Here is a 21,341-nt window from a genome sequence, read left to right as displayed (position 1 = left end):
AACACGAACGCCCCCTCCGGACGGAGGGGGCGTAACGCTGCTCGACTGCACCAACTCGACTTCACCAGAAGACCGGTGGCGGGATTCGTACCCGCGATCTGGGACGACCGTAGCGGACCGCCCCCATGGACCGGCGGACATCCGATACGCGTGTCGTCCACCGACCGGAGCACCTGGTGCGGGGCGCGGGGGCCGCGCCCCACACACGCACCCCAACTCGCTCAGCCCAGCGCCGACTTCACCGCGTCCGCCAGCCGGCTCGCCACCGACCGCGCCTGCTCGATGTCGGCCGCCTCGACCATGACCCGTACCAGCGGCTCCGTGCCCGACGAGCGCAGCAACACCCGGCCCGTGGCGCCCAGTTCGCGCTCGGCCTCGGTGACCGCCGCGGCCAGTTCCGCCGAGGTGGTGACCCGCGACTTGTCGACGTCGGGCACATTGACCAGCACCTGCGGCATCCGCTTCATGACGCCCGCCAGGTCGGCGAGCGTACGGCCCGTCGCGGCGACACGGGCCGCCAGCATCAGGCCGGTCAGGGTGCCGTCGCCGGTCGTCGCGTGGTCGAGGACGATGACATGGCCCGACTGCTCGCCGCCCAGGGCGTAGCCGTGCTGCTTCATCGACTCCAGTACGTAACGGTCGCCGACCGCCGTCTCGACCATGTGGATGCCCTCGCGCTCCATCGCGATCTTGAAGCCGAGGTTGGACATGACCGTCCCGACCACCGCGTCCCCGCGCAGCGTGCCCGCCTCGCGCATCGCGAGGGCCAGCACGGCGAGGATCTGGTCGCCGTCGACCTCTTCGCCCGCCCCGTCCACGGCGAGGCAGCGGTCCGCGTCGCCGTCGTGGGCGATGCCGAAGTGCGCGCCGTGCTCGACGACCGCGGCCTTCAGCAGGTTCAGGTGCGTGGAGCCGCAGCCGTCGTTGATGTTCAGGCCGTCCGGCTCGGCGCCGATCGTGATGACCTCGGCGCCGGCCCGCGCGAAGGCCTCCGGCGACACCCGGGCCGCCGCGCCGTGCGCCTCGTCCAGGACGACCTTGAGACCGTCGAGCCGGTTCGGCAGCACCCCGATGAGGTGGGCCACGTACTGGTCGAAGCCCTCGTCGTACGAGCGGACCCGGCCCACGCCCGAGCCGGTCGGCCGCTGCCAGGGCTCACCGGTGCGGTGCTCGTCGTAGATCGACTCGATCCGGTCCTCCAGCTCGTCGGCGAGCTTGTGCCCGCCGCGCGCGAAGAACTTGATGCCGTTGTCGGGCATGGCGTTGTGGCTCGCGGAGAGCATCACGCCGAGGTCGGCGCCCAACGCGCCGGTGAGATACGCGACCGCGGGGGTGGGCAGCACACCGACCCGCAGGACGTCCACGCCCGCGCTCGCGAGACCCGCCACGACGGCCGCCTCGAGGAATTCGCCGGACGCGCGGGGATCACGGCCGACCACCGCCGTGGGCCGGTGTCCCTCGAACGTCCCCACCTCGGCGAGCACATGCGCCGCGGCGACCGACAGCCCGAGCGCCAGCTCCGCCGTCAGATCGGCGTTGGCGACACCTCGCACGCCATCCGTACCGAAGAGTCGTCCCACAGCTCTCCCTCCGAGAATCGCCCAGAACCCAAACTGTTCTGAACGAAAAAAGCTCCGATAATGCAGATTTTTGAGCGTCTAATGCTGTTATACGCCCGAGTAACCAATAAAACGAACGCCCCGGCAGCACGGAGTGCCGCCGGGGCGTTCGAAGCTCGTACCGGCCGCGAGGCCGGTACGAGCCAGCGAGCGATTTAGCGCTTGCTGTACTGCGGGGCCTTACGGGCCTTCTTCAGACCGGCCTTCTTGCGCTCGACCGCACGATCGTCGCGGCTCAGGAAGCCGGCCTTCTTCAGCGCGGCGCGGTTGTTGTCCACGTCCGCCTCGTTCAGCGCGCGGGCCACGCCGAGGCGCAGCGCGCCGGCCTGGCCGGAGACGCCGCCACCCGAGATACGGGCGATGACGTCGTAGCGGTTGTCGAGCTCGAGCACCTTGAAGGGCTCGTTGACTTCCTGCTGGTGCACCTTGTTGGGGAAGTACTCCTCAAGGGTGCGACCGTTGATCTTCCACTTGCCGGTGCCCGGGACGATCCGGACGCGGGCGATGGCGTTCTTGCGACGGCCCAGGCCGGCCGCCGGCTGCGGGTCGCCGAAGCGGCCCGCGAGCGACTCCGAGGTGTACTCACCCTCGACGGGGACCTCGGACTCGAAGGTCGTCACCTCGGCGTAGGTCTCTTCGACCTCAGCACCTTCGACGGGCGTTTCAACAGTGGTCTCGGCCACGATGCTCCTCAGATTTCTTTTCGTCTTAGGGGGTGGCCGGAACTACTGCGCGACCTGGGTGATCTCGAACGGCACCGGCTGCTGAGCAGCGTGCGGGTGCTGGTCGCCCGAGTAGATCTTCAGCTTCGAGAGCATCTGACGACCCAGGGTGTTCTTGGGGATCATGCCCTTGACGGCCTTCTCGACGGCCTTCTCGGGGTTCTTGGCCAGCAGCTCGTCGTAGCGGACGGAGCGCAGACCACCCGGGTAGCCGGAGTGGCGGTACGCCATCTTCTGGGTCCGCTTGTTGCCGGACAGGTGCACCTTGTCCGCGTTGATGATGATGACGAAGTCACCGGTGTCAACGTGCGGCGCGTAGATGGCCTTGTGCTTGCCGCGCAGCAGGTTGGCGGCGGTGGTCGCCAGACGGCCCAGGACGATGTCCTGCGCGTCGATGATGTGCCACTGGCGCGTCACATCGCCGGGCTTGGGGCTGTACGTACGCACGGTCGTATGCCTTCGCTTCTTCAGAGAGTGGAGTCCTGACTGGGCCACCCGGACGATCACGACAGCCGTGGCCGGCATACGGGGACGCAACCCGCTGCCTGCCGCTGTCCATCGGCCCGGTAGACCGGCGTAAGGGCCCCTCGCGTGAGAACGACCAAGCCAATACGCATAACGAACCAGAAGAATACCGTCGGTGCGCCGTACGGGTCAAAACGGCTGCCCAGGAACCGCCCAGTCGCTGTCAAACCCGGACCGAACACTGACCGAACACTGCCCAGGGGCCCGCACCCACCCTGGCACGGACGCCCACCCGCGCCTGGCTCCACCCTGGCACGGACGCCCGCTACCGCGCCCGCTCCACCCTGCGCTCGTCCCACACCGGCTCCGGCGTCTCCCGTACGACCCCGTCCGAGCCGAACACCAGATACCGGTCGAAGGAGCGCGCGAACCAGCGGTCGTGGGTGACCGCCAGCACCGTGCCCTCGTACGCCTCCAGCCCCTCCTGAAGGGCCTCCGCCGACTCCAGGTCCAGGTTGTCCGTCGGCTCGTCCAGCAGCAGCGCCGTCGTGCCGCACAGCTCCAGCAGCAGGATCTGGAAGCGCGCCTGCTGGCCGCCCGAGAGCTTGTCGAAGGGCTGGTCGCCCTGGCGCTCCAGCTCGTACCGGCGCAGGACGCTCATCGCGCCGCCCCGGTCCTTCGCGTGCTCCGTCCACAGGATGTCGACCAGCGCGCGCCCCATCAGCTCCGGGTGGGCGTGCGTCTGCGCGAAGTGTCCGGGCACGACCCGCGCGCCCAGCTTCCACGCCCCCTCGTGCCGTACGTCGTCCCCGGCCAGCAGTCGCAGGAAGTGTGACTTCCCCGAGCCGTTGGAGCCGAGGACGGCGACCCGCTCCCCGTAGTAGATCTCCAGCGAGAACGGCTTCATCAGGCCGGAGAGCTCCAGGTTCTCGCAGGTCACGGCCCGCACCCCGGTGCGCCCGCCGCGCAGGCGCATGGTGATCTCCTGCTCGCGCGGCGGCTCGGGCGGTGGGCCTGCCTCCTCGTACTTCCGCAGCCGCGTCTGCGCCGCCGAGTACCGCGACGCCATCTCGTGGCTGACCGAGGCCGCCTGCCTCAGGTTGATCACCAGGCGCTTGAGCTGGGCGTGCTTCTCCTCCCAGCGTCGCTTCAGCTCCTCGAACCGCGCGAACCGCTCCCGCCGCGCCTCGTGGTACGTACCGAACCCACCGCCGTGCACCCACACGTCGGAACCGGCGGGCCCCGGCTCCACACTCACGATCTTCTCGGCCGCGCCCGCCAGCAGCTCCCGGTCGTGGGAGATGAAGAGGACCGTCTTACGGGTCTCCTTCAGCCGCTCCTCCAGCCACCGCTTGCCCGGCACGTCCAGATAGTTGTCCGGCTCGTCGAGCAGCAGGACCTCATCGGGCCCGCGCAGCAGCGCCTCCAGCACCAGCCGCTTCTGCTCGCCGCCGCTCAGTGTGCGCAGCTCGCGCCACTGCGCCTTCTCGTACGGGACACCCAGCGCCGCCGTCGTGCACATGTCCCAGAGCGTCTCGGCCTCGTACCCGCGCGCCTCCGCCCAGTCGCTCAGCGCCTGCGCGTACCGCATCTGCGCGGCCTCGTCGTCGATGGTCAGGATCCCGTGCTCGGCCTCGTCCACGGCCGCCGCGGCCTCCCGTACGCGCGGCTGCGCGACCGAGACCAGCAGGTCACGGACCGTACGCTCGTCCCGTACCGACCCCACGAACTGCGACATCACACCGAGCCCGCCGCTGACCGTCACCGTTCCGCCGTGCGGCCGCAGCTCCCCCGCGATCAGCCGCAACAGGGTTGTCTTGCCGGCGCCGTTGGCCCCGACGAGAGCGACGACGGAACCTTCCCCGACGCGGAACGAGGCGTCGCCGAGGAGCACCCGTCCGTCGGGGAGGTAGTACTCCAGGTGCGCGGCCTCAACATGTCCCATGGTCCGCATTGTCCGTGCAGTCGCGTCCAGAGCCCAATCCTTTTGCCTCGTCCCCCGTTTCTCATGTGCCTCCGAGGCACAACTCCCCCTCGGGCGGCCTTAAACTCGCGGCATGAGCTTTGGGCAAGGGGGACCTTCATGGGGCGGCCCCGGTTCGTCAGGACATGACCCGTACGGAGCGCAGAAGCCGTACGGATCCCGGAATACGGGCAGGTCGCGGAACGTGCGCGGATCACAGGACGCGCACCGGTCGTCGGACCAGTACGGCACTCCCGAGCCGTACAGCACGCCCGACCCGTACGCCACACCTGATCCGTACGTCACACCCGATCCGTACGCATCTCAGGACGCGTATGCCGCACGGACACCGGATTGGGGCGCCCTCGCGGACGAGTCCGCCGCGCGCACCCGCCGCAAGCGGTGGCTGCTGATCGGCGGCGGCGCGGTCGCGACCGCCACGGTCGCCGCGATCGTGGCGACCGCCGTCGTCTCCATGGACGGCGACGGCCAGAACACCGCCTCGGGCCAGAGCGCGACCGAACTGCCCAGCACGGTCACCGATCCGACCGATCAGGGCAGCGCGGCAGGACCGTCCTTCCCCTCGGCCGAGCCGCTGCCCCCGCCGAACCCGAAGGACTACGTCTCCAGCGCGGACAAGGACAAGGCGCCGCTGAGCGCCGACACCCTGTACCCCGGCCGGAGGCTCGCGATGGGCAGCCGCCTCTACATGAAGGGCGCCACGACACAGACCACCAACTGCGCCGCGTCCGCCCAGGGTTCACTCGGTTCCATCCTCGCCGCGAACAGCTGCGACCAGGTCATCCGCGCCACGTACAGCAAGGACGGGGTCGCCGTGACCGTCGGTGTCGCGGTCTTCGACAAGGAGGCCCAGGCGCTGAAGGCCAAGGACCAGGCGGAGGGCGGCATCGCCTCGCTCTCCGGCGCCGGTGTCCCGACCTTCTGCCGGGCCCCCTCGGTCTGCCGCAGGACCACCAACTCGTACGGCCGCTACCTGTACTTCACGGTCGGCGGCTTCACGAACGGCAAGAACGTCACGACGTCCGACAAGGACGTCTACACCACCGGTGACGACATCGCGGAGTTCACGTTCCGTCAGATCCTCGGGCGCGGACGGGCCCAGGCCTCGGCGGCGGCCACGGCTCCGGTCGAGCGGTAGAGCAGTGGGCCGCCACCGGCTGCCCGGCCTCAGCAGCAGCCGCTGTCCTGAATACCGCCCAGTGTGCGCTTGTTGCGCGCCTGGCGGTTACGGGCGCCCAGCAACTCGTCGGCCGGATAGCCGACTTCCTCCAGCGTGAGCCCGTGCGGCCGTACGACATGCACCGCCGAGTCCCGCACCCCCGCCGCCAGCACCTTCGCCGGCCAGTCGACCGGCCGGTGCCCGTCGCCCACGAACAGCAGCGCGCCCACCAGCGAACGCACCATGTTGTGGCAGAAGGCGTCGGCCCGCACGGTCGCGGTGATCACACCGTGCGCGTCCCGCTCCCACTCCAGCCGCTGGAGGGTACGGATGGTCGTCGCGCCCTCGCGCTTCTTGCAGTACGCCGCGAAGTCGTGCTCACCGAGCAGCCCGGCGGACGCCGCGTTCATCGCGGCCACGTCCAACGGCCAGTCGTGCCACAGCACATGGCCGCGCAGCAGCGGGTCGACGCCCCCCGGGTGGTCGACCACCCGGTACGCGTAGCGCCGCCAGACGGCCGAGAAACGCGCGTTGAAGCCCGCGGGCGCCTCGGCGACCTTCCAGACCCGTACGTCATGACCGAGGCGCCCCGCGAGCCGCCGCAGCAGCCGCTCCCGGTGCTCGGCCCACACGTCCTGGGGCAGATCGACATGGGCGACCTGCCCGCGCGCGTGCACGCCCGCGTCCGTACGCCCCGCGACGGTCAGCTCGTACGTACGCGAGGACCGCGTCACCGTACGCAGCGCGTCCTCGATCTCCCCCTGGACCGTGCGCCGGGTCTTCTGCTTCGCCCAGCCGGAGAAGTCCTTGCCGTCGTAACTGAGGTCGAGGCGCACCCGTACGTGTCCGGGCGCCGCGCCCTCGACGTCCTCGCCCACCTGCCCTGCCTGACTCACCTTGTCGGATCCTCTCGAAACGGAACGGGCCCGCCCCCGTGAGGGAGCGGGCCCGTCCTGAAGCCGTCGGTCAGAACGCTCAGGCGTCCTTCGACTCCGACTCGGCCGGCTTGGCGTCCTCGACGGTCTCGGCCGGAGCCTCGTCCTTCTTGAGGGCGTCTTCCTTGACCGCGCGCTTCGTGGCCGCCTCGGCCTCACCGGTGGCCTCCTGCGCCACGGTCAGGGCCTCGACCAGCTCGATGACCGCCATCGGGGCGTTGTCGCCACGACGGTTGCCGATCTTGGTGATGCGCGTGTAACCACCAGGGCGGTTCTCGTAGCGCGGGGCGATCTCGGTGAAGAGCGTGTGGACGATGCTCTTGTCCGTGATCGACTGGAGCACCTGGCGACGGTTGTGGATGTCGCCCTTCTTCGCCTTCGTGATGAAGCGCTCCGCGACCGGACGCAGGCGGCGGGCCTTGGCCTCGGTCGTGGTGATACGGCCGTGCTCGAACAGCGACTTCGCGAGGTTCGCGAGAAGCAGCTTCTCGTGCGCGGCGCCGCCGCCCAGACGGGCACCCTTGGCGGGCTTCGGCATGGTGTTACTCCTTCATATCTGCACCGGCCGTGTCAGGTACCGATGTCAGTTCCCGCAGAGCGGATGCCCTGCGGAATGGCCCCGGCGCGGGGCACCGGAGCGGGGCACCCTTTCGGGCACCCCGGCCGGAGGTGTGTCAGTACTGCTCGGTCTCCACGAAGCCCGCGTCCGCGTCGTCGTCGGCGCCGAAGGCGTCCGCGGCGGCGGTCGGGTCGAATCCGGGCGGGCTGTCCTTGAGCGCGAGGCCCATGCCGGCCAGCTTCGCCTTGACCTCGTCGATCGACTTCGCACCGAAGTTACGGATGTCGAGCAGGTCGGCCTCGGAACGCGCCACGAGCTCACCCACGGAGTGGATGCCCTCGCGCTTGAGGCAGTTGTACGACCGAACGGTGAGCTCCAGCTCCTCGATCGGCAGGGCGAGATCGGCGGCGAGCGCCGCGTCCGTCGGCGACGGGCCCATGTCGATGCCCTCGGCGTCGATGTTGAGCTCGCGCGCCAGACCGAACAGCTCGACCAGCGTCTTACCGGCGGACGCCATGGCGTCACGCGGCCGCATGGCCTGCTTGGTCTCGACGTCGACGATCAGCTTGTCGAAGTCGGTGCGCTGCTCGACACGGGTCGCCTCGACCTTGTACGTGACCTTGAGCACCGGCGAGTAGATGGAGTCGACCGGAATACGGCCGATCTCCTGGCCCACCTGCTTGTTCTGGACGGCGGAGACGTAGCCGCGACCGCGCTCGACGGTCAGCTCCATCTCCAGCTTGCCCTTGCCGTTCAGCGTCGCGAGGACGAGGTCCGGGTTGTGGACCTCGACACCGGCCGGCGGGGCGATGTCAGCAGCGGTGACCAGGCCGGGACCCTGCTTGCGCAGGTACATCACGACCGGCTCGTCGTGCTCCGAGGAGACGACCAGCTGCTTGATGTTGAGGATGAGGTCGGTGACGTCCTCCTTGACGCCCGGCACGGTGGTGAACTCGTGCAGGACCCCGTCGATCCGGATGCTGGTGACAGCGGCACCGGGGATCGAGGAGAGGAGCGTACGGCGGAGAGAGTTGCCGAGCGTGTAGCCGAAGCCCGGCTCCAGCGGCTCGATGACGAACCGCGAGCGGTATTCGTCGACGACCTCTTCGGTCAGCGAAGGACGCTGAGCGATAAGCATGGTGTTGCCTCCAGTCTTGGCACCCACTATTTGATGCCAACAGGAACAAGGGTACGGGCGGCACGGCACCGAAGCGCCGTACCGCCCGCGAGCTGTTCCCCTCTACGTACAAGACGTACGAGGGGACAGCGAAATCAGACGCGGCGACGCTTCGGCGGGCGGCAGCCGTTGTGCGGGGTGGGGGTGACGTCCTGGATCGAGCCCACCTCCAGGCCGGTGGCCTGGAGCGAACGGATCGCGGTCTCACGGCCGGAGCCGGGACCCTTGACGAAGACGTCGACCTTGCGCATGCCGTGCTCCTGCGCGCGACGGGCGGCCGACTCGGCGGCCATCTGCGCGGCGAAGGGGGTGGACTTGCGCGAGCCCTTGAAGCCGACGTGGCCGGCGGAGGCCCAGGAGATCACGTTGCCCGAGGGGTCCGTGATCGAGACGATGGTGTTGTTGAACGTGCTCTTGATGTGGGCGTGCCCATGAGCGACGTTCTTCTTTTCCTTGCGGCGCACCTTCTTGGCTGCGCCCTGACGGCCCTTAGGAGGCATTCTTTTGAACTCCTGCGGTGGAGGTGGTCGGTCCTACAGCGAAGACCGCTGGTGAGCGTCCGCTGAGGACTACTTCTTGCCCGGCTTCTTCTTACCGGCGATGGCGCGACGCGGGCCCTTGCGGGTACGAGCGTTCGTGCTGGTGCGCTGACCGTGCACCGGCAGGCCACGGCGGTGACGCAGACCCTGGTAGCAGCCGATCTCGACCTTGCGGCGGATGTCGGCGGCGATCTCGCGACGAAGGTCACCCTCGGTCTTGAGGTTGGCGTCGACGTACTCACGGATCTTGACGAGGTCTTCCTCGGCAAGGTCGCGAACACGGACGTTGGCGTCCACGCCAACGGCGGCGAGGGTCTCCTTGGACCGGGTGCGCCCGATACCGAAGACGTACGTAAGGGCGACCTCGACGCGCTTTTCGCGCGGGAGGTCAACGCCTGCGAGGCGTGCCATTCATGGCTCCTGATGGTGTCGGAGGTCTTCCGCAGCGTCTGTCCCGGCTGCCGTCCGCCTCTCGGAAGAGAGCGGCACGGTCCGGGTCCCCGGCCTCCGCCGGAGGTGTCGGTCCCACCGTGTGGGAGCCGGACACTGCGTTATTACGAGTTGCTCGCGTCGCGCGAAGTACTGCGAAGAGAAAGGCGGTCGTACGTCAGCCCTGGCGCTGCTTGTGGCGCAGGTTGTCGCAGATGACCATGACCCGGCCGTGACGGCGGATCACCTTGCACTTGTCGCAGATCTTCTTGACGCTCGGCTTGACCTTCATGGGATTGAGGTTCTCCGGGTCAGTGCAAACGCTCCCCGGAAGGAGCGTCGGCAAGATCTACTTGTATCGGTAGACGATCCGGCCACGCGTCAGGTCGTACGGAGACAGCTCCACCACGACCCGGTCATCGGGCAGGATTCGGATGTAGTGCATCCGCATCTTGCCGCTGATGTGCGCGAGGACCTTGTGACCGTTCTGGAGCTCCACCTTGAACATGGCGTTCGGGAGGGACTCGATCACGGTGCCCTCAATTTCGATGGCACCTTGCTTCTTGGCCACGCTTCGCCCTTCGAATCGGCTACCTTGGTCGGTTTCTGGCAATCGCATGCAGACACACGGGTGCACCAGAGCCGACGCGTCAGTCTACGGCAGCACACTCGAAAAGACGAATCCGTGGAGTTTGCCCACTGCCGGAGATTTTTAAGCGGACCGTCTTCCTCACGCTGTCTCTCAGGCTCCGCCGGACAGGCCCTGGACGGGCCCCGGAGGCTCAGGCGAGCGGGTCGGGAGCCGCTGTCACACCCAGCTCCGCGAGCTTCGCCTTGCCGCCGTCCGGCGACGTCAGGACCAGCGGGCCCTGCTCGGTGAGCGCCACCGAGTGCTCCCAGTGCGAGGACCAGGTGCCGTCGGTCGTGATGACCGTCCACTCGTCCTCCAGCACCTCGGTGCGGGGCGTCCCGAGCGACACCATCGGCTCGATCGCCAGGCAGAATCCCGGGATCAGCTTCGGGCCCTTGCCGCGCTTGCGGGTGACGTAGTTCAGCAGGTGCGGGTCCATGTGCATCTCGGTGCCGATGCCGTGGCCGCCGTACTCCTCGATGATCCCGTACTTGCCGCCGCCCGGACGGGGCTGGCGGCGGATGTACGTCTCGATCGCACGGGAGACGTCCACCAGCCGGTTGCCGGTCCGCATCGCCGCGATACCGGCCCACATCGACTCCTCGGTCACCCGGGAGAGCTCGACCAGCTCCGGGGCGTGACCGGTGCCGACGAACGCGGTGAAGGCCGCGTCGCCGTGCCAGCCGTCGATGATCGCGCCGGCGTCGACGGAGATGATGTCGCCGTCCTTGAGGACGGTCTTGTCGTCCGGGATGCCATGGACGACGACCTCGTTGACCGAGGTGCAGATGGTCGCGGGGAACCCGCCGTACCCGAGGAAGTTCGGCTTGGCGCCGTGGTCCGCGAGCACCTTGCGGGCGACCTGGTCCAGATCCCGGGTGGTGGCGCCGGGCACCGCGGCCTCGCCGGTGGCCGCGTGCACGGCGGCGACGACCAGTCCCGCCTCGCGCATCTTCGCGATCTGCTCGGGAGTCTTGATCTGCACCATGCCTGTGCCTTCCACCTGACTGTCTGCGAAACCGTTCGAACCATTCGAACCGCTAAACAGTACGGCCGTGGTGTCCGACGGACGCCACGGCCGTACCTGCGCTACTGCTGCTTACCGCTCAGCACTGCTTACTGCTCAACCCTGCGAGGCCGGGTCCTGCTTCAGAGCCTCCATCGCGCGCTCGGTCACCTCGGTGACCTTGCCGAGCGCGGAGATCGTGACCACCAGGCCCTGGGCCTTGTAGTGGTCGATGATCGGCTCGGTCTGCGTGTGGTAGACCTCCAGGCGAGTCCGTACGGTCTCCTCGGAGTCGTCCTCCCGCTGGTACAGCTCGCCGCCGCAGGCGTCACAGACGCCTTCCTGCTTCGCCGGGCTGTACGTGATGTGGAAGACATGCGCGCTGTTGTTACGGCAGATCCGCCGGCCGGCGATCCGCTTCACCACCTCTTCCTCGGGGACTTCGAGGTCGAGTACCGCGTCCAACCGCACACCATCCGCCGTGAGCGCCTGATCCAGCGCCTTGGCCTGCGACACATTGCGCGGGAAGCCGTCCAGCAGGAAGCCGTTCACGGCGTCCGGCTGGGCCATGCGATCCTGCGCCATCGCGATGGTGACCTCGTCGGGCACCAGGTTCCCGGCGTCCATGTACGCCTTCGCCTGTTTGCCGAGGGCCGTGCCCTGGCTGATGTTGGCCCGGAAAAGGTCGCCCGTGGAGATGTGCGGGATCGACAAATTCTCGGCTAGGTACGCAGCCTGCGTTCCCTTGCCGGCACCGGGCGGTCCGACGAGGACGATTCGCATCAGCGGAGGAACCCTTCGTAATTACGCTGCTGAAGCTGGCTCTCGATCTGCTTCACGGTCTCCAGACCCACACCCACGATGATGAGGATGCTCGTCCCGCCGAACGGGAAGTTCTGGTTCGCACCGCCGAAGCCTGCCAACGCCATCGTCGGGACGAGAGCAATCAGACCCAGGTACAGCGAGCCCGGCCAAGTGATCCTGTTGAGCACGTAGCTCAGATACTCGGCAGTAGGTCGACCTGCCCGGATACCCGGGATGAAGCCACCATACTTCTTCATGTTGTCCGCGACTTCTTCGGGGTTGAACGAGATGGCCACGTAGAAGAAGGCGAAGAACACGATCAGCAGGAAGTACGAGGCGATGTAGTAAGGGTGGTCGCCCTTGACGAAGTGGGCCTCGATCCACGTTTTCCAGGCGGAGTTCCCGCTGGAGAACTGCGCGACCAGCGCCGGGATGTAGAGCAGCGACGACGCGAAGATGACCGGAATCACACCGGCCTGGTTCACCTTCAGCGGGATGTACGTCGACGTACCGCCGTAGGACCTGCGGCCGATCATGCGCTTCGCGTACTGGACGGGGATCCGGCGCTGCGCCTGCTCGACGAAGACGACCAGGCCCACCATCACGAAGCCGATCAGGATGACCGTGCCGAACTCGATCCAGCCCTTCGCGAGCGTGCCGCTCTGCTTGATGGCCCAGAGGGCGCCGGGGAAGCCGGCGGCGATCGAGATGAACATCAGGATGGACATGCCGTTGCCGATGCCGCGGTCGGTGATCAGCTCACCGAGCCACATGACGGCCGCGGTGCCCGCGGTCATGGTGATCACCATGACGACGGTGACGAAGATCGACTGGTCGGGGACGATCTCCGAGGCGACCGGGCAGCCGCTGAAGAGCGCGCCGCTGCGGGCGGTGGCCACCAGACCGGTGCCCTGGAGCACGGCGAGGGCGACCGTCAGATAACGGGTGTACTGAGTGATCTTGGCCTGACCGGACTGACCCTCTTTCTTGAGGGCCTCCAGTCGGGGGATGACCACGGTCAGCAGCTGGAGGATGATGCTCGCGGTGATGTACGGCATGATGCCGAGCGCGAAGATCGTAATCTGTAGCAGCGCCCCGCCGCTGAACATGTTCACCAGGCCGAACAGGCTGTTATTGCCCTTCTGGGCCGCGTCGACACACGTCTGGACATTCTCGTAACTGACGCCAGGTACGGGGACGTGTGCCCCGAGCCGGTACAGCACGATGATGCTGAGTGTGAAGAGCAGCTTCTTGCGCAGGTCGGGCGTCTTGAACGCCCGGGCGAACGCGGTGAGCACGGTGCCTCCTGCGACCCCCGCGCTACTGCGTCAGAGGTGACGGTATTGAGGATCGACGGATACGGAACGAGCGGGTGCCGCGCGTGGAACCCCTGCGGACACTCCGCGCGACGGGGGTCCGGGGGCAAGCCCCCGGCTTCAATACAGCAACAATGCACGCCACCTTACCGGCGACAGTGCCCCCCTTGGAACGACCAACCGGGGATGCCCCATATGAGAGGCATCCCCGGTCGGATGTTCAGGCCATCGAGTTGTCTCAGACGAGCTCGGTGACGGTGCCGCCGGCGGCGGCAATCTTCTCCTTGGCGGAGCCGGAGACGGCGTCAACCGAAACCTGCAGCGCCACGGAGATCTCGCCCTGGCCCAGGACCTTGACGAGGCTGTTCTTGCGAACCGCGCCCTTGGCGACCAGGTCGGCCACCGTGACCTCGCCACCCTCGGGGTAGAGAGCGGAGAGCTTGTCCAGGTTCACCACCTGGAACTCGGTGCGGAACGGGTTCTTGAAGCCCTTGAGCTTCGGGAGACGCATGTGGAGGGGCATCTGCCCACCCTCGAAGCGCTCCGGAACCTGGTAACGGGCCTTGGTGCCCTTGGTGCCACGACCAGCGGTCTTACCCTTGGACGCCTCACCACGACCCACACGGGTCTTGGCGGTCTTGGCGCCCGGGGCAGGACGGAGGTTGTGGACCTTCAGCGGGTTGTTCTCCGCCATGTCAGTCGACCTCCTCGACCGTTACGAGGTGCCGCACGGTGTTGGCCATGCCGCGGAACTCGGGACGGTCCTCCTTGACAACAACGTCGTTCAGGCGCTTGAGCCCGAGCGAACGCAGGGTGTCGCGGTGGTTCTGCTTGCTGCCGATGTACGACTTCGTCTGCGTGATCTTGAGACGGGCCATTACGCACCCGCTCCCGCACGTGCACGAAGCAGAGCCGCGGGGGCGACGTCCTCGAGGGGCAGACCACGGCGGGCCGCGATCTCCTCGGGACGCTGCAGGCCCTGAAGGGCCGCCACGGTCGCGTGCACGATGTTGATCGCGTTGTCCGAGCCGAGCGACTTCGACAGGATGTCGTGCACGCCGGCGCACTCGAGCACGGCACGCACCGGGCCACCGGCGATAACGCCGGTACCGGGGGAAGCCGGCTTGAGCAGGACGACGCCCGCGGCCTTCTCGCCCTGGATCGGGTGCGGGATGGTGCCCTGGATACGGGGGACCTTGAAGAAGTGCTTCTTGGCCTCCTCAACACCCTTGGCGATGGCGGCCGGCACCTCCTTGGCCTTGCCGTAACCGACACCGACGGTGCCGTCACCATCGCCCACCACGACCAGCGCGGTGAAGCTGAAGCGACGACCACCCTTCACAACCTTGGCAACGCGGTTGATCGCGACAACGCGCTCAACGTAAGCGGTCTTCTCGGCGGCAGCGCCACCGTCGCGACCCTTCCGGTCCCGCCGCTCGCCGCCACCGGCACCGCTTCCGCGGCGCTGGGGTCCAGCCATTGGATTTACCTCTCTCTGTTACGTCCGTTGGTCCCGGGATCCGGGGCTTAGAACTTCAGCCCGGCTTCGCGGGCGGCGTCAGCCAGAGCGGCAATGCGCCCGGCGTACCTGTTGCCACCACGGTCGAACACGACGGCCTCGACACCCGCGGCCTTGGCGCGCTCGGCGACCAGGGCCCCGACCTGCTGGGCCTGGGCGCTCTTGTCGCCCTCGCCACCGCGGATCGAGGTGTCCAGGGTCGACGCCGACGCGAGCGTGTGGCCCGCGATGTCGTCGATGACCTGCGCAACGATGTTGCGGTTGGAGCGCGTCACGACCAGACGAGGACGCTCCGGCGTGCCGGAGACGTGCTTGCGGACGCGGATGTGGCGACGCTTGATGGCGGCGCGCTTGTACGCGTCACCCTTGGCGATCTTTACACCGTATGCCATGGCTTACTTACCCGCCTTTCCGACCTTGCGGCGGATGACCTCGCCCGCGTACTTGACGCCCTTGGCCTTGTACGGGTCGGGCTTCCGCAGCTTGCGGATGTTAGCGGCGACCTCGCCGACCTTCTGCTTGTCGATGCCCTCGACGGAGAACTTCGTGGGCGACTCGACCTTGAAGGTGATGCCCTCGGGGGCCTCGATGAGGATCGGGTGGCTGTAGCCCAGGGCGAACTCCAGGTTGGAGCCCTTCGCCTGGACGCGGTAACCGACACCGCTGATCTCGAGCGCCTTGGTGTATCCCTTGGTCACGCCGGTGATCATGTTCGCCACCAGCGTGCGGGACAGGCCGTGAAGGGCCTTGTTCTGACGCTCGTCGTTGGGGCGCAGCACCGAAAGGATGCCGTCCTCGCCCTTGGTGACCTCGATCGGCGCGGCAACGGTGTGCGAGAGGGAACCCTTGGGGCCCTTCACCGCGACCGTACGGCCATCGATGGTGACGTCCACACCGGCGGGAACCTGGATGGGGAGCTTGCCGATTCGCGACATGAGCTTTTCCTCCGTTCCCGACTACCAGACGTAGGCGAGGACTTCCCCACCTACGCCCTTCTTGCCTGCCTGCTGACCGGTCAGGAGACCGTGGGACGTGGAGATGATCGCCACGCCCAGGCCGCCGAGGACCTTCGGCAGGTTGGTGGACTTCGCGTACACGCGCAGACCCGGCTTGGAGATGCGCTTGATGCCGGCGATCGAACGCTCGCGGTTCGGGCCGAACTTCAGCTCCAGGACGAGGTTCTTGCCGACCTCGGCATCCTCGACCTTCCAGCCGGTGATGAAGCCCTCCTGCTGGAGGATCTCCGCGATGTGCGACTTGATCTTGCTGTGCGGCATCACGACATCGTCGTGGTATGCCGAGTTCGCGTTGCGCAGACGCGTGAGCATGTCTGCGATGGGATCAGTCATGGTCATGAGTTGGCCTTCGGCCTCTCTCGCCGGGGTTTCCTGTATGCGCCATCCCTCTCCCCGAATCAGAGTCGGGACGGGTGCGGTGCGGGGACCTACGGCGTAGTAAGTCGTTATGGACGGCGGGCGCCCAACCCCACAAGCCTACGGCATGTGAAGGAGGGCTCCCGCCAACCAGATACTTACCGAGAGCTTCGAGCAGTTCTCCTGAAAGGGAGGACTACCAGGAGCTCTTGGTCACGCCCGGCAGCTCGCCGCGGTGCGCCATCTCACGAAGGCACACACGGCACAGGCCGAACTTGCGGTAGACGGAGTGGGGCCGGCCGCAGCGCTGGCAGCGGGTGTAACCGCGTACACCGAACTTCGGCTTACGGGCGGCCTTAGCGATCAGAGCCTTCTTCGCCACGGTCAGTTCTCCTTGAACGGGAAGCCGAGGTGACGAAGGAGGGCACGACCCTCGTCGTCATTGGTCGCCGTGGTGACCACGGTGATGTCCATGCCCCGGACCCGGTCGATCTTGTCCTGGTCGATCTCGTGGAACATGACCTGCTCCGTGAGACCGAAGGTGTAGTTGCCACGGCCGTCGAACTGCTTCGGCGACAGACCGCGGAAGTCACGGATACGCGGCAGCGCGAGCGACAGCGTACGGTCCAGGAACTCCCACATGCGGTCACCGCGGAGGGTGACGTGGCACCCGATCGGCTGACCCTCACGCAGCTTGAACTGCGCGATGGACTTCCGGGCCTTGGTGACCGACGGCTTCTGGCCGGTGATCGTGGTGAGGTCCTTGATGGCACCGTCGATCAGCTTGGAGTCGCGGGCGGCGTCGCCCACACCCATGTTGACCACGATCTTGACGAGACCGGGGATCTGCATGACGTTCTCGTACGAGAACTCCTCACGCAGCTTGCCGGCGATCTCCTCGCGGTAGCGCAGCTTCAGACGCGGCGCGTTGGTGGTCGCAGTCATCAGATGTCCTCACCGGTCCGCTTGGCAACGCGGATCTTGTTGCCCTCGTCGTCAAAGCGGTAGCCGACGCGCGAGACGACCTTCTTGCCGTCCTTCTCCACGACCAGCTGAACGTTGCTGATGTGGATGGGGGCCTCGGTGGTCACAATGCCGCCGGTCTGCGAACCGCGGGCCGTCTGACCGGCCTTGGTGTGCTTCTTGACCCGGTTGACACCCTCGACGAGAACACGGTCCTGCGTGGGGTAGGCCACAATGACCTTGCCCTGCTTGCCCTTGTCCTTACCGGTGATGACCTGAACCAGGTCGCCCTTCTTGATCTTCATGCTTACAGCACCTCCGGCGCGAGCGAGATGATCTTCATGAACTTCTTCTCGCGCAGCTCACGGCCCACCGGGCCGAAGATACGGGTGCCGCGAGGGTCGCCGTCGTTCTTCAGAATGACGGCGGCGTTCTCGTCGAAGCGGATGTACGAGCCGTCCTGACGACGACGCTCCTTGACGGTGCGAACGATGACCGCCTTGACGACGTCACCCTTCTTCACGTTGCCACCGGGGATCGCGTCCTTGACGGTGGCGACGATGACGTCACCGATGCCCGCGTAGCGGCGACCCGAGCCACCGAGAACACGGATGGTGAGAATTTCCTTCGCACCCGTGTTGTCGGCGACGCGCAGTCGCGACTCCTGCTGGATCACGTCTATCTCCTGATCGTCTGCCGGTTCCCGGCGGGGCTCCGCGCGTGACGTGAGTCGACGTGCGGGGCCCCACCGAGCCTGGCGGAACTATTCCGAGGGGGACTCCCCTCGGAGGGGTTTTACTTGGCCTTCTCGAGGATCTCGACGATGCGCCACCGCTTCGTGGCGGACTGCGGCCGGGTCTCCATCAGGAGGACGCGGTCGCCGATGCCGGCGGCGTTCTGCTCGTCGTGCGCCTTGAGCTTGCTCGTACGGCGGATGACCTTGCCGTACAGGGCGTGCTTCACGCGGTCCTCGACAGCGACGACGACGGTCTTGTCCATCTTGTCGCTGACGACAAGGCCCTCACGGGTCTTGCGGTCGCCGCGGGCGATCTTGGTCTCGGTCACGTTGCTCTCAGTCATCAGGCGCTCTCCACCGTCTCGATGCCCAGCTCGCGCTCACGCATCAGGGTGTAGATCCGCGCGATGTCCTTGCGCACGAGCTTGAGACGCCCGTGGTTCTCGAGCTGGCCGGTCGCCGCCTGGAAGCGGAGATTGAACAGCTCTTCCTTGGCCTCGCGGAGCTTGGCGACAAGCTCCTCGTTGCCCAGCTCGCGCAGTTCGGACGCCTTGGTCACGGCCGCCATCACGACTCACCTGCCTCGCGCCGAACGATCCGGCACTTCATCGGAAGCTTGTGAGCAGCGCGGGTAAGCGCCTCACGCGCAGTCTTCTCGTTCGGGTAGGACAGCTCGAACATCACCCGACCGGGCTTGACGTTCGCGATCCACCACTCGGGGGAACCCTTACCGGAACCCATGCGGGTCTCGGCAGGCTTCTTGGTGAGCGGACGGTCCGGGTAGATGTTGATCCAGACCTTTCCGCCACGCTTGATGTGACGGGTCATCGCGATACGAGCGGCCTCGATCTGACGGTTCGTCACGTACGCGGGGGTCAGCGCCTGGATGCCGTACTCGCCGAACGCAACCTGCGTCCCACCCTTGGACATTCCGCTGCGCTTCGGGTGGTGCTGCTTGCGGTGCTTGACCCTACGGGGGATCAGCATTTCGGTCAGGCCTCCGTTCCGCCGGTAGAAGAGGACGTCGCCTCAGCCGCGGGAGCAGCGGTCGCGTCGGCCTTGGGGGCCTCGGCTGCCGGGCTCTGCTGCGGCTTACGGCCACGGCCGCCACGCTCGCCGCCGCGGCCACCACGGCCGGCGGGACGGTCGTTGCCACCACCACGGGCCGGACGGTTGCCGGCGCGGGCCGCGGCGTTCTCGGCACGCACCTCGGCGATGTTCTTGACGTCGCCCTTGTAGATCCAGACCTTCACACCGATACGGCCGAAGGTCGTCTTGGCCTCGAAGAAGCCGTAGTCGACGTTCGCACGGAGCGTGTGCAGGGGCACGCGGCCCTCGCGGTAGAACTCCGAGCGGGACATCTCGGCGCCGCCGAGGCGGCCACCGCACTGGATCTTGATGCCCTTGGCGCCGGCCTTCATCGTCGACTGCATGCTCTTACGCATGGCGCGACGGAAGGAGACGCGGGAGGACAGCTGCTCGGCGACGGCCTGGGCCACCAGCTGAGCGTCCACCTCGGGGTTCTTGACCTCGAGGATGTTCAGCTGGACCTGCTTGCCGGTCAGCTTCTCCAGCTCGCCGCGGATACGGTCGGCCTCGGCGCCGCGGCGGCCGATGACGATGCCCGGACGCGCGGTGTGGATGTCCACGCGGACTCGGTCGCGGGTGCGCTCGATCTCGACCTTCGAGATGCCGGCCCGCTCCATGCCCTTCGTCATCATGCGACGAATGGCAACGTCTTCCTTGACGTAGTCCTTGTACAGCTTGTCGGCATACCAGCGGGACTTGAAGTCCGTGGTGATACCGAGCCGGAACCCATGCGGGTTAACCTTCTGGCCCATTACCGGGTTCCTTCCTTGCTGCTGACGACCACGGTGATGTGGCTGGTCCGCTTACGGATCCGGTAAGCACGGCCCTGAGCACGCGGACGGAACCGCTTCAGGGTCGGACCTTCGTCCACGTACGCCTCGCTGATGATCAGCGACGAGGCGTCGGTGTGGTCGTAGTTGTGAGCGGCGTTGGCAATGGCGCTGTCGAGCACCTTGCCCACCGTCACGCTCGCGGCCTGCGGGGCGAAACGCAGGACCGCCTGAGCCTCCGTGGCATCCATGCCACGGATGAGGTCCACCACGCGGCGGGCCTTCATGGGCGTGACGCGGATGTACCGCGCCTGGGCCCTGGCTTCCATGGTTGTCCCTTCGGTGTAAGTCATAGTCAGTCACCCCGCGTTAGCGGCGCTTCGACTTCCGGTCGTCCTTGACGTGGCCGCGGAAGGTGCGAGTCGGCGAGAACTCGCCGAGCTTGTGGCCGACCATGGACTCGGTGACGAACACCGGGACATGAATCTTGCCGTTGTGCACCGCGATCGTGTGGCCGAGCATGGCCGGGACGATCATCGAGCGACGGGACCAGGTCTTGATGACGTTCTTGGAGCCCGCTTCGTTCTGGACGTCCACCTTCTTGATGAGGTGGCCGTCTACGAAGGGCCCCTTCTTGAGACTGCGCGGCATCTAAACCCGCTCCTAGCGCTTCTTGTTCGTCTTGCGGCGGCGGACGATGTACTTGTTGCTCGCCTTCTTGGGAGAACGAGTACGACCCTCCTTCTGACCCCACGGCGAGACCGGGTGACGACCACCGGAGGTCTTGCCTTCACCACCACCGTGCGGGTGGTCGACCGGGTTCATGGCGACACCGCGGACGGACGGGCGAACGCCCTTCCAGCGCATACGGCCGGCCTTGCCCCAGTTGATGTTCGACTGCTCGGCGTTGCCGACCTCACCGATGGTGGCGCGGCAGCGCACGTCGACCAGCCGGATCTCACCGGACGGCATACGAAGGTGGGCCATGGAGCCCTCCTTCGCCAGCAGCTGCACGGAGGCACCCGCGGAGCGGGCGAACTTCGCGCCGCCGCCGGGCCGCAGCTCGATGGCGTGGATGGTCGTACCGACCGGGATGTTGCGCAGCGCCAGGTTGTTGCCGGGCTTGATGTCGGCGCCCGGACCGTTCTCGACGTGAGCGCCCTGTGCCAGGCCACGCGGCGCGAGAATGTAGCGCTTCTCGCCGTCCGCGTAGTGCAGCAGCGCGATGCGCGCGGTGCGGTTCGGGTCGTACTCGATGTGCGCGACCTTGGCCGGCACGCCGTCCTTGTCGTGACGACGGAAGTCGATCACGCGGTAGGCACGCTTGTGGCCGCCACCCTGGTGGCGCATGGTCACACGACCGGCGTTGTTACGGCCGCCCTTGCTGTGCAGAGGGCGGACCAGCGACTTCTCCGGCGTGGACCGCGTGATCTCGACAAAGTCGGCGACGCTGGAGCCACGACGGCCCGGGGTCGTCGGCTTGTACTTGCGGATACCCATTGTCTCTCAGTCCTCGGAAGAATTCCGGATCCTGGACGTCCCAGCC

Annotated in this window: 32 protein-coding genes; 1 reads left to right on the top strand and 31 read right to left on the bottom strand. The window is 67.1% G+C overall.

Translation table 11 applies throughout. The features are described from left to right. Positions 1 to 221 precede the first annotated feature (221 nt). From glmM to ACIQD6_RS00765, 4 genes are all read right to left on the bottom strand, one after another. A complete protein-coding gene (glmM, locus tag ACIQD6_RS00780) occupies positions 222 to 1,580 on the bottom strand; it encodes a phosphoglucosamine mutase (protein ID WP_401876717.1) in 1,359 nt (452 codons plus the stop codon). Positions 1,581 to 1,774: 194 nt separating this feature from the next. Beyond that, complete coding sequence (gene rpsI, locus ACIQD6_RS00775; RefSeq protein ID WP_401876715.1) at positions 1,775 to 2,302, bottom strand: 30S ribosomal protein S9; 528 nt, start codon at positions 2,300 to 2,302, stop codon at positions 1,775 to 1,777. A 42-nt stretch (positions 2,303 to 2,344) separates the two neighbouring features. Then, positions 2,345 to 2,788, bottom strand: a complete 444-nt coding sequence (rplM, locus tag ACIQD6_RS00770) for a 50S ribosomal protein L13 (RefSeq protein ID WP_401876713.1) — start codon at positions 2,786 to 2,788, stop codon at positions 2,345 to 2,347. A 343-nt stretch (positions 2,789 to 3,131) separates the two neighbouring features. Continuing rightward, positions 3,132 to 4,760: an ABC-F family ATP-binding cassette domain-containing protein gene (locus tag ACIQD6_RS00765; RefSeq protein WP_401876712.1), complete on the bottom strand. Its 1,629-nt coding sequence runs from the start codon at positions 4,758 to 4,760 to the stop codon at positions 3,132 to 3,134. Positions 4,761 to 4,863: 103 nt separating this feature from the next. On the opposite strand from ACIQD6_RS00765, the gene ACIQD6_RS00760 reads away from it, so the two are divergent. Next, complete coding sequence (locus tag ACIQD6_RS00760) at positions 4,864 to 5,928, top strand: hypothetical protein (protein ID WP_401876711.1); 1,065 nt, start codon at positions 4,864 to 4,866, stop codon at positions 5,926 to 5,928. 29 nt (positions 5,929 to 5,957) lie between these two features. Here ACIQD6_RS00760 and truA read toward each other — a convergent pair whose 3' ends face one another. From truA to rplB, 27 genes are all read right to left on the bottom strand, one after another. Beyond that, positions 5,958 to 6,845: a tRNA pseudouridine(38-40) synthase TruA gene (truA, locus tag ACIQD6_RS00755; protein ID WP_401876709.1), complete on the bottom strand. Its 888-nt coding sequence runs from the start codon at positions 6,843 to 6,845 to the stop codon at positions 5,958 to 5,960. A gap of 79 nt (positions 6,846 to 6,924) precedes the next feature. Next, positions 6,925 to 7,422, bottom strand: coding sequence for a 50S ribosomal protein L17 (rplQ, locus tag ACIQD6_RS00750; protein ID WP_401876707.1), 498 nt, complete (start codon positions 7,420 to 7,422; stop codon positions 6,925 to 6,927). Between the two features lie 136 nt (positions 7,423 to 7,558). After that, positions 7,559 to 8,581 (bottom strand): DNA-directed RNA polymerase subunit alpha, encoded by a 1,023-nt coding sequence (locus ACIQD6_RS00745; protein WP_003956430.1) that lies wholly within the window; start codon positions 8,579 to 8,581, stop codon positions 7,559 to 7,561. A 134-nt stretch (positions 8,582 to 8,715) separates the two neighbouring features. Next, the gene (gene rpsK / locus ACIQD6_RS00740; RefSeq protein WP_003956432.1) at positions 8,716 to 9,120 is read right to left on the bottom strand and encodes a 30S ribosomal protein S11; all 405 of its coding nucleotides are present in this window, start codon (positions 9,118 to 9,120) and stop codon (positions 8,716 to 8,718) included. Between the two features lie 69 nt (positions 9,121 to 9,189). Next, positions 9,190 to 9,570 carry a 30S ribosomal protein S13 gene (gene rpsM / locus ACIQD6_RS00735; protein ID WP_366393636.1) on the bottom strand — a complete coding sequence of 127 codons (381 nt, stop codon included), beginning with the start codon at positions 9,568 to 9,570 and terminating at the stop codon, positions 9,190 to 9,192. A gap of 196 nt (positions 9,571 to 9,766) precedes the next feature. Then, complete coding sequence (rpmJ, locus tag ACIQD6_RS00730; protein WP_003956441.1) at positions 9,767 to 9,880, bottom strand: 50S ribosomal protein L36; 114 nt, start codon at positions 9,878 to 9,880, stop codon at positions 9,767 to 9,769. Positions 9,881 to 9,937: 57 nt separating this feature from the next. Beyond that, entirely contained in the window at positions 9,938 to 10,159 is a 222-nt protein-coding gene (gene infA, locus ACIQD6_RS00725; protein WP_003956442.1) for a translation initiation factor IF-1, read from the bottom strand. 211 nt (positions 10,160 to 10,370) lie between these two features. After that, positions 10,371 to 11,207 carry a type I methionyl aminopeptidase gene (gene map / locus ACIQD6_RS00720; protein ID WP_401876705.1) on the bottom strand — a complete coding sequence of 279 codons (837 nt, stop codon included), beginning with the start codon at positions 11,205 to 11,207 and terminating at the stop codon, positions 10,371 to 10,373. A 135-nt stretch (positions 11,208 to 11,342) separates the two neighbouring features. Next, positions 11,343 to 12,008 (bottom strand): adenylate kinase, encoded by a 666-nt coding sequence (locus ACIQD6_RS00715; RefSeq protein ID WP_401876703.1) that lies wholly within the window; start codon positions 12,006 to 12,008, stop codon positions 11,343 to 11,345. Beyond that, positions 12,008 to 13,327, bottom strand: a complete 1,320-nt coding sequence (secY, locus tag ACIQD6_RS00710; RefSeq protein ID WP_401876701.1) for a preprotein translocase subunit SecY — start codon at positions 13,325 to 13,327, stop codon at positions 12,008 to 12,010. Before secY ends, ACIQD6_RS00715 begins: the two co-directional genes overlap by 1 nt. A gap of 256 nt (positions 13,328 to 13,583) precedes the next feature. Continuing rightward, on the bottom strand, positions 13,584 to 14,039 hold the full coding sequence (gene rplO / locus ACIQD6_RS00705; RefSeq protein ID WP_401876700.1) for a 50S ribosomal protein L15: 456 nt from the start codon (positions 14,037 to 14,039) through the stop codon (positions 13,584 to 13,586). Position 14,040: 1 nt separating this feature from the next. Then, entirely contained in the window at positions 14,041 to 14,223 is a 183-nt protein-coding gene (gene rpmD, locus ACIQD6_RS00700; RefSeq protein WP_041985698.1) for a 50S ribosomal protein L30, read from the bottom strand. Further along, complete coding sequence (gene rpsE / locus ACIQD6_RS00695) at positions 14,223 to 14,825, bottom strand: 30S ribosomal protein S5 (RefSeq protein WP_030351447.1); 603 nt, start codon at positions 14,823 to 14,825, stop codon at positions 14,223 to 14,225. Before rpsE ends, rpmD begins: the two co-directional genes overlap by 1 nt. A 47-nt stretch (positions 14,826 to 14,872) precedes the next feature. Beyond that, positions 14,873 to 15,256: a 50S ribosomal protein L18 gene (gene rplR / locus ACIQD6_RS00690; protein ID WP_093799540.1), complete on the bottom strand. Its 384-nt coding sequence runs from the start codon at positions 15,254 to 15,256 to the stop codon at positions 14,873 to 14,875. Between the two features lie 3 nt (positions 15,257 to 15,259). Then, the gene (gene rplF, locus ACIQD6_RS00685) at positions 15,260 to 15,799 is read right to left on the bottom strand and encodes a 50S ribosomal protein L6 (protein WP_401876698.1); all 540 of its coding nucleotides are present in this window, start codon (positions 15,797 to 15,799) and stop codon (positions 15,260 to 15,262) included. A gap of 21 nt (positions 15,800 to 15,820) precedes the next feature. Then, positions 15,821 to 16,219, bottom strand: a complete 399-nt coding sequence (gene rpsH, locus ACIQD6_RS00680) for a 30S ribosomal protein S8 (protein WP_319680019.1) — start codon at positions 16,217 to 16,219, stop codon at positions 15,821 to 15,823. A 214-nt stretch (positions 16,220 to 16,433) separates the two neighbouring features. Beyond that, positions 16,434 to 16,619 (bottom strand): type Z 30S ribosomal protein S14, encoded by a 186-nt coding sequence (locus tag ACIQD6_RS00675; protein ID WP_003948630.1) that lies wholly within the window; start codon positions 16,617 to 16,619, stop codon positions 16,434 to 16,436. A 2-nt stretch (positions 16,620 to 16,621) separates the two neighbouring features. Further along, entirely contained in the window at positions 16,622 to 17,182 is a 561-nt protein-coding gene (gene rplE, locus ACIQD6_RS00670) for a 50S ribosomal protein L5 (protein WP_401876696.1), read from the bottom strand. After that, the gene (gene rplX, locus ACIQD6_RS00665; protein WP_401876694.1) at positions 17,182 to 17,505 is read right to left on the bottom strand and encodes a 50S ribosomal protein L24; all 324 of its coding nucleotides are present in this window, start codon (positions 17,503 to 17,505) and stop codon (positions 17,182 to 17,184) included. The genes rplE and rplX overlap by 1 nt, the downstream gene beginning before the upstream one ends. Positions 17,506 to 17,507: 2 nt before the next feature. Continuing rightward, the gene (gene rplN, locus ACIQD6_RS00660; RefSeq protein ID WP_003966950.1) at positions 17,508 to 17,876 is read right to left on the bottom strand and encodes a 50S ribosomal protein L14; all 369 of its coding nucleotides are present in this window, start codon (positions 17,874 to 17,876) and stop codon (positions 17,508 to 17,510) included. 119 nt (positions 17,877 to 17,995) lie between these two features. Next, entirely contained in the window at positions 17,996 to 18,280 is a 285-nt protein-coding gene (rpsQ, locus tag ACIQD6_RS00655; protein ID WP_401876693.1) for a 30S ribosomal protein S17, read from the bottom strand. Next, positions 18,280 to 18,504, bottom strand: coding sequence for a 50S ribosomal protein L29 (rpmC, locus tag ACIQD6_RS00650; protein ID WP_030351440.1), 225 nt, complete (start codon positions 18,502 to 18,504; stop codon positions 18,280 to 18,282). Before rpmC ends, rpsQ begins: the two co-directional genes overlap by 1 nt. Beyond that, a complete protein-coding gene (gene rplP / locus ACIQD6_RS00645) occupies positions 18,504 to 18,923 on the bottom strand; it encodes a 50S ribosomal protein L16 (protein WP_401876691.1) in 420 nt (139 codons plus the stop codon). The genes rpmC and rplP overlap by 1 nt, the downstream gene beginning before the upstream one ends. A gap of 5 nt (positions 18,924 to 18,928) precedes the next feature. Then, positions 18,929 to 19,777 carry a 30S ribosomal protein S3 gene (gene rpsC, locus ACIQD6_RS00640; RefSeq protein WP_401876690.1) on the bottom strand — a complete coding sequence of 283 codons (849 nt, stop codon included), beginning with the start codon at positions 19,775 to 19,777 and terminating at the stop codon, positions 18,929 to 18,931. Then, positions 19,777 to 20,124, bottom strand: coding sequence for a 50S ribosomal protein L22 (gene rplV / locus ACIQD6_RS00635; RefSeq protein WP_401876689.1), 348 nt, complete (start codon positions 20,122 to 20,124; stop codon positions 19,777 to 19,779). The genes rpsC and rplV overlap by 1 nt, the downstream gene beginning before the upstream one ends. Before the next feature lie 40 nt (positions 20,125 to 20,164). Continuing rightward, positions 20,165 to 20,446 (bottom strand): 30S ribosomal protein S19, encoded by a 282-nt coding sequence (gene rpsS, locus ACIQD6_RS00630; protein ID WP_401876687.1) that lies wholly within the window; start codon positions 20,444 to 20,446, stop codon positions 20,165 to 20,167. Positions 20,447 to 20,458: 12 nt separating this feature from the next. Beyond that, complete coding sequence (gene rplB / locus ACIQD6_RS00625; RefSeq protein ID WP_401876686.1) at positions 20,459 to 21,295, bottom strand: 50S ribosomal protein L2; 837 nt, start codon at positions 21,293 to 21,295, stop codon at positions 20,459 to 20,461. Positions 21,296 to 21,341: the final 46 nt, after the last annotated feature.

The sequence above is a fragment of the Streptomyces sp. NPDC088400 genome (assembly GCF_044753355.1).
Lineage (GTDB): Bacteria > Actinomycetota > Actinomycetes > Streptomycetales > Streptomycetaceae > Streptomyces.
This window is presented reverse-complemented; position numbering and strand designations above follow the sequence as displayed.

Coding starts and splice junctions, on each gene's coding strand:
- ACIQD6_RS00760 (WP_401876711.1), top strand. CDS start 4,864: ATGAGCTTTGGGCAAGGGGGACCTTCATGGGGCGGCCCCGGTTCGTCA.
- rplO (WP_401876700.1), bottom strand. CDS start 14,039: ATGGCGGAGAACAACCCGCTGAAGGTCCACAACCTCCGTCCTGCCCCG.
- ACIQD6_RS00715 (WP_401876703.1), bottom strand. CDS start 12,008: ATGCGAATCGTCCTCGTCGGACCGCCCGGTGCCGGCAAGGGAACGCAG.
- rpsM (WP_366393636.1), bottom strand. CDS start 9,570: ATGGCACGCCTCGCAGGCGTTGACCTCCCGCGCGAAAAGCGCGTCGAG.
- rpmC (WP_030351440.1), bottom strand. CDS start 18,504: ATGGCGGCCGTGACCAAGGCGTCCGAACTGCGCGAGCTGGGCAACGAG.
- rplV (WP_401876689.1), bottom strand. CDS start 20,124: ATGGAAGCCAGGGCCCAGGCGCGGTACATCCGCGTCACGCCCATGAAG.
- rpsK (WP_003956432.1), bottom strand. CDS start 9,120: ATGCCTCCTAAGGGCCGTCAGGGCGCAGCCAAGAAGGTGCGCCGCAAG.
- rpmJ (WP_003956441.1), bottom strand. CDS start 9,880: ATGAAGGTCAAGCCGAGCGTCAAGAAGATCTGCGACAAGTGCAAGGTG.
- rplB (WP_401876686.1), bottom strand. CDS start 21,295: ATGGGTATCCGCAAGTACAAGCCGACGACCCCGGGCCGTCGTGGCTCC.
- rpsE (WP_030351447.1), bottom strand. CDS start 14,825: ATGGCTGGACCCCAGCGCCGCGGAAGCGGTGCCGGTGGCGGCGAGCGG.
- rplP (WP_401876691.1), bottom strand. CDS start 18,923: ATGCTGATCCCCCGTAGGGTCAAGCACCGCAAGCAGCACCACCCGAAG.
- rpsQ (WP_401876693.1), bottom strand. CDS start 18,280: ATGACTGAGAGCAACGTGACCGAGACCAAGATCGCCCGCGGCGACCGC.
- rplF (WP_401876698.1), bottom strand. CDS start 15,799: ATGTCGCGAATCGGCAAGCTCCCCATCCAGGTTCCCGCCGGTGTGGAC.
- rpsC (WP_401876690.1), bottom strand. CDS start 19,777: ATGGGCCAGAAGGTTAACCCGCATGGGTTCCGGCTCGGTATCACCACG.
- rplQ (WP_401876707.1), bottom strand. CDS start 7,422: ATGCCGAAGCCCGCCAAGGGTGCCCGTCTGGGCGGCGGCGCCGCGCAC.
- rplE (WP_401876696.1), bottom strand. CDS start 17,182: ATGACTGCGACCACCAACGCGCCGCGTCTGAAGCTGCGCTACCGCGAG.
- rpsS (WP_401876687.1), bottom strand. CDS start 20,446: ATGCCGCGCAGTCTCAAGAAGGGGCCCTTCGTAGACGGCCACCTCATC.
- rpmD (WP_041985698.1), bottom strand. CDS start 14,223: ATGGCCCGTCTCAAGATCACGCAGACGAAGTCGTACATCGGCAGCAAG.
- ACIQD6_RS00765 (WP_401876712.1), bottom strand. CDS start 4,760: ATGCGGACCATGGGACATGTTGAGGCCGCGCACCTGGAGTACTACCTC.
- ACIQD6_RS00745 (WP_003956430.1), bottom strand. CDS start 8,581: ATGCTTATCGCTCAGCGTCCTTCGCTGACCGAAGAGGTCGTCGACGAA.
- rplR (WP_093799540.1), bottom strand. CDS start 15,256: ATGGCATACGGTGTAAAGATCGCCAAGGGTGACGCGTACAAGCGCGCC.
- rpsH (WP_319680019.1), bottom strand. CDS start 16,219: ATGACCATGACTGATCCCATCGCAGACATGCTCACGCGTCTGCGCAAC.
- rplX (WP_401876694.1), bottom strand. CDS start 17,505: ATGAAGATCAAGAAGGGCGACCTGGTTCAGGTCATCACCGGTAAGGAC.
- map (WP_401876705.1), bottom strand. CDS start 11,207: ATGGTGCAGATCAAGACTCCCGAGCAGATCGCGAAGATGCGCGAGGCG.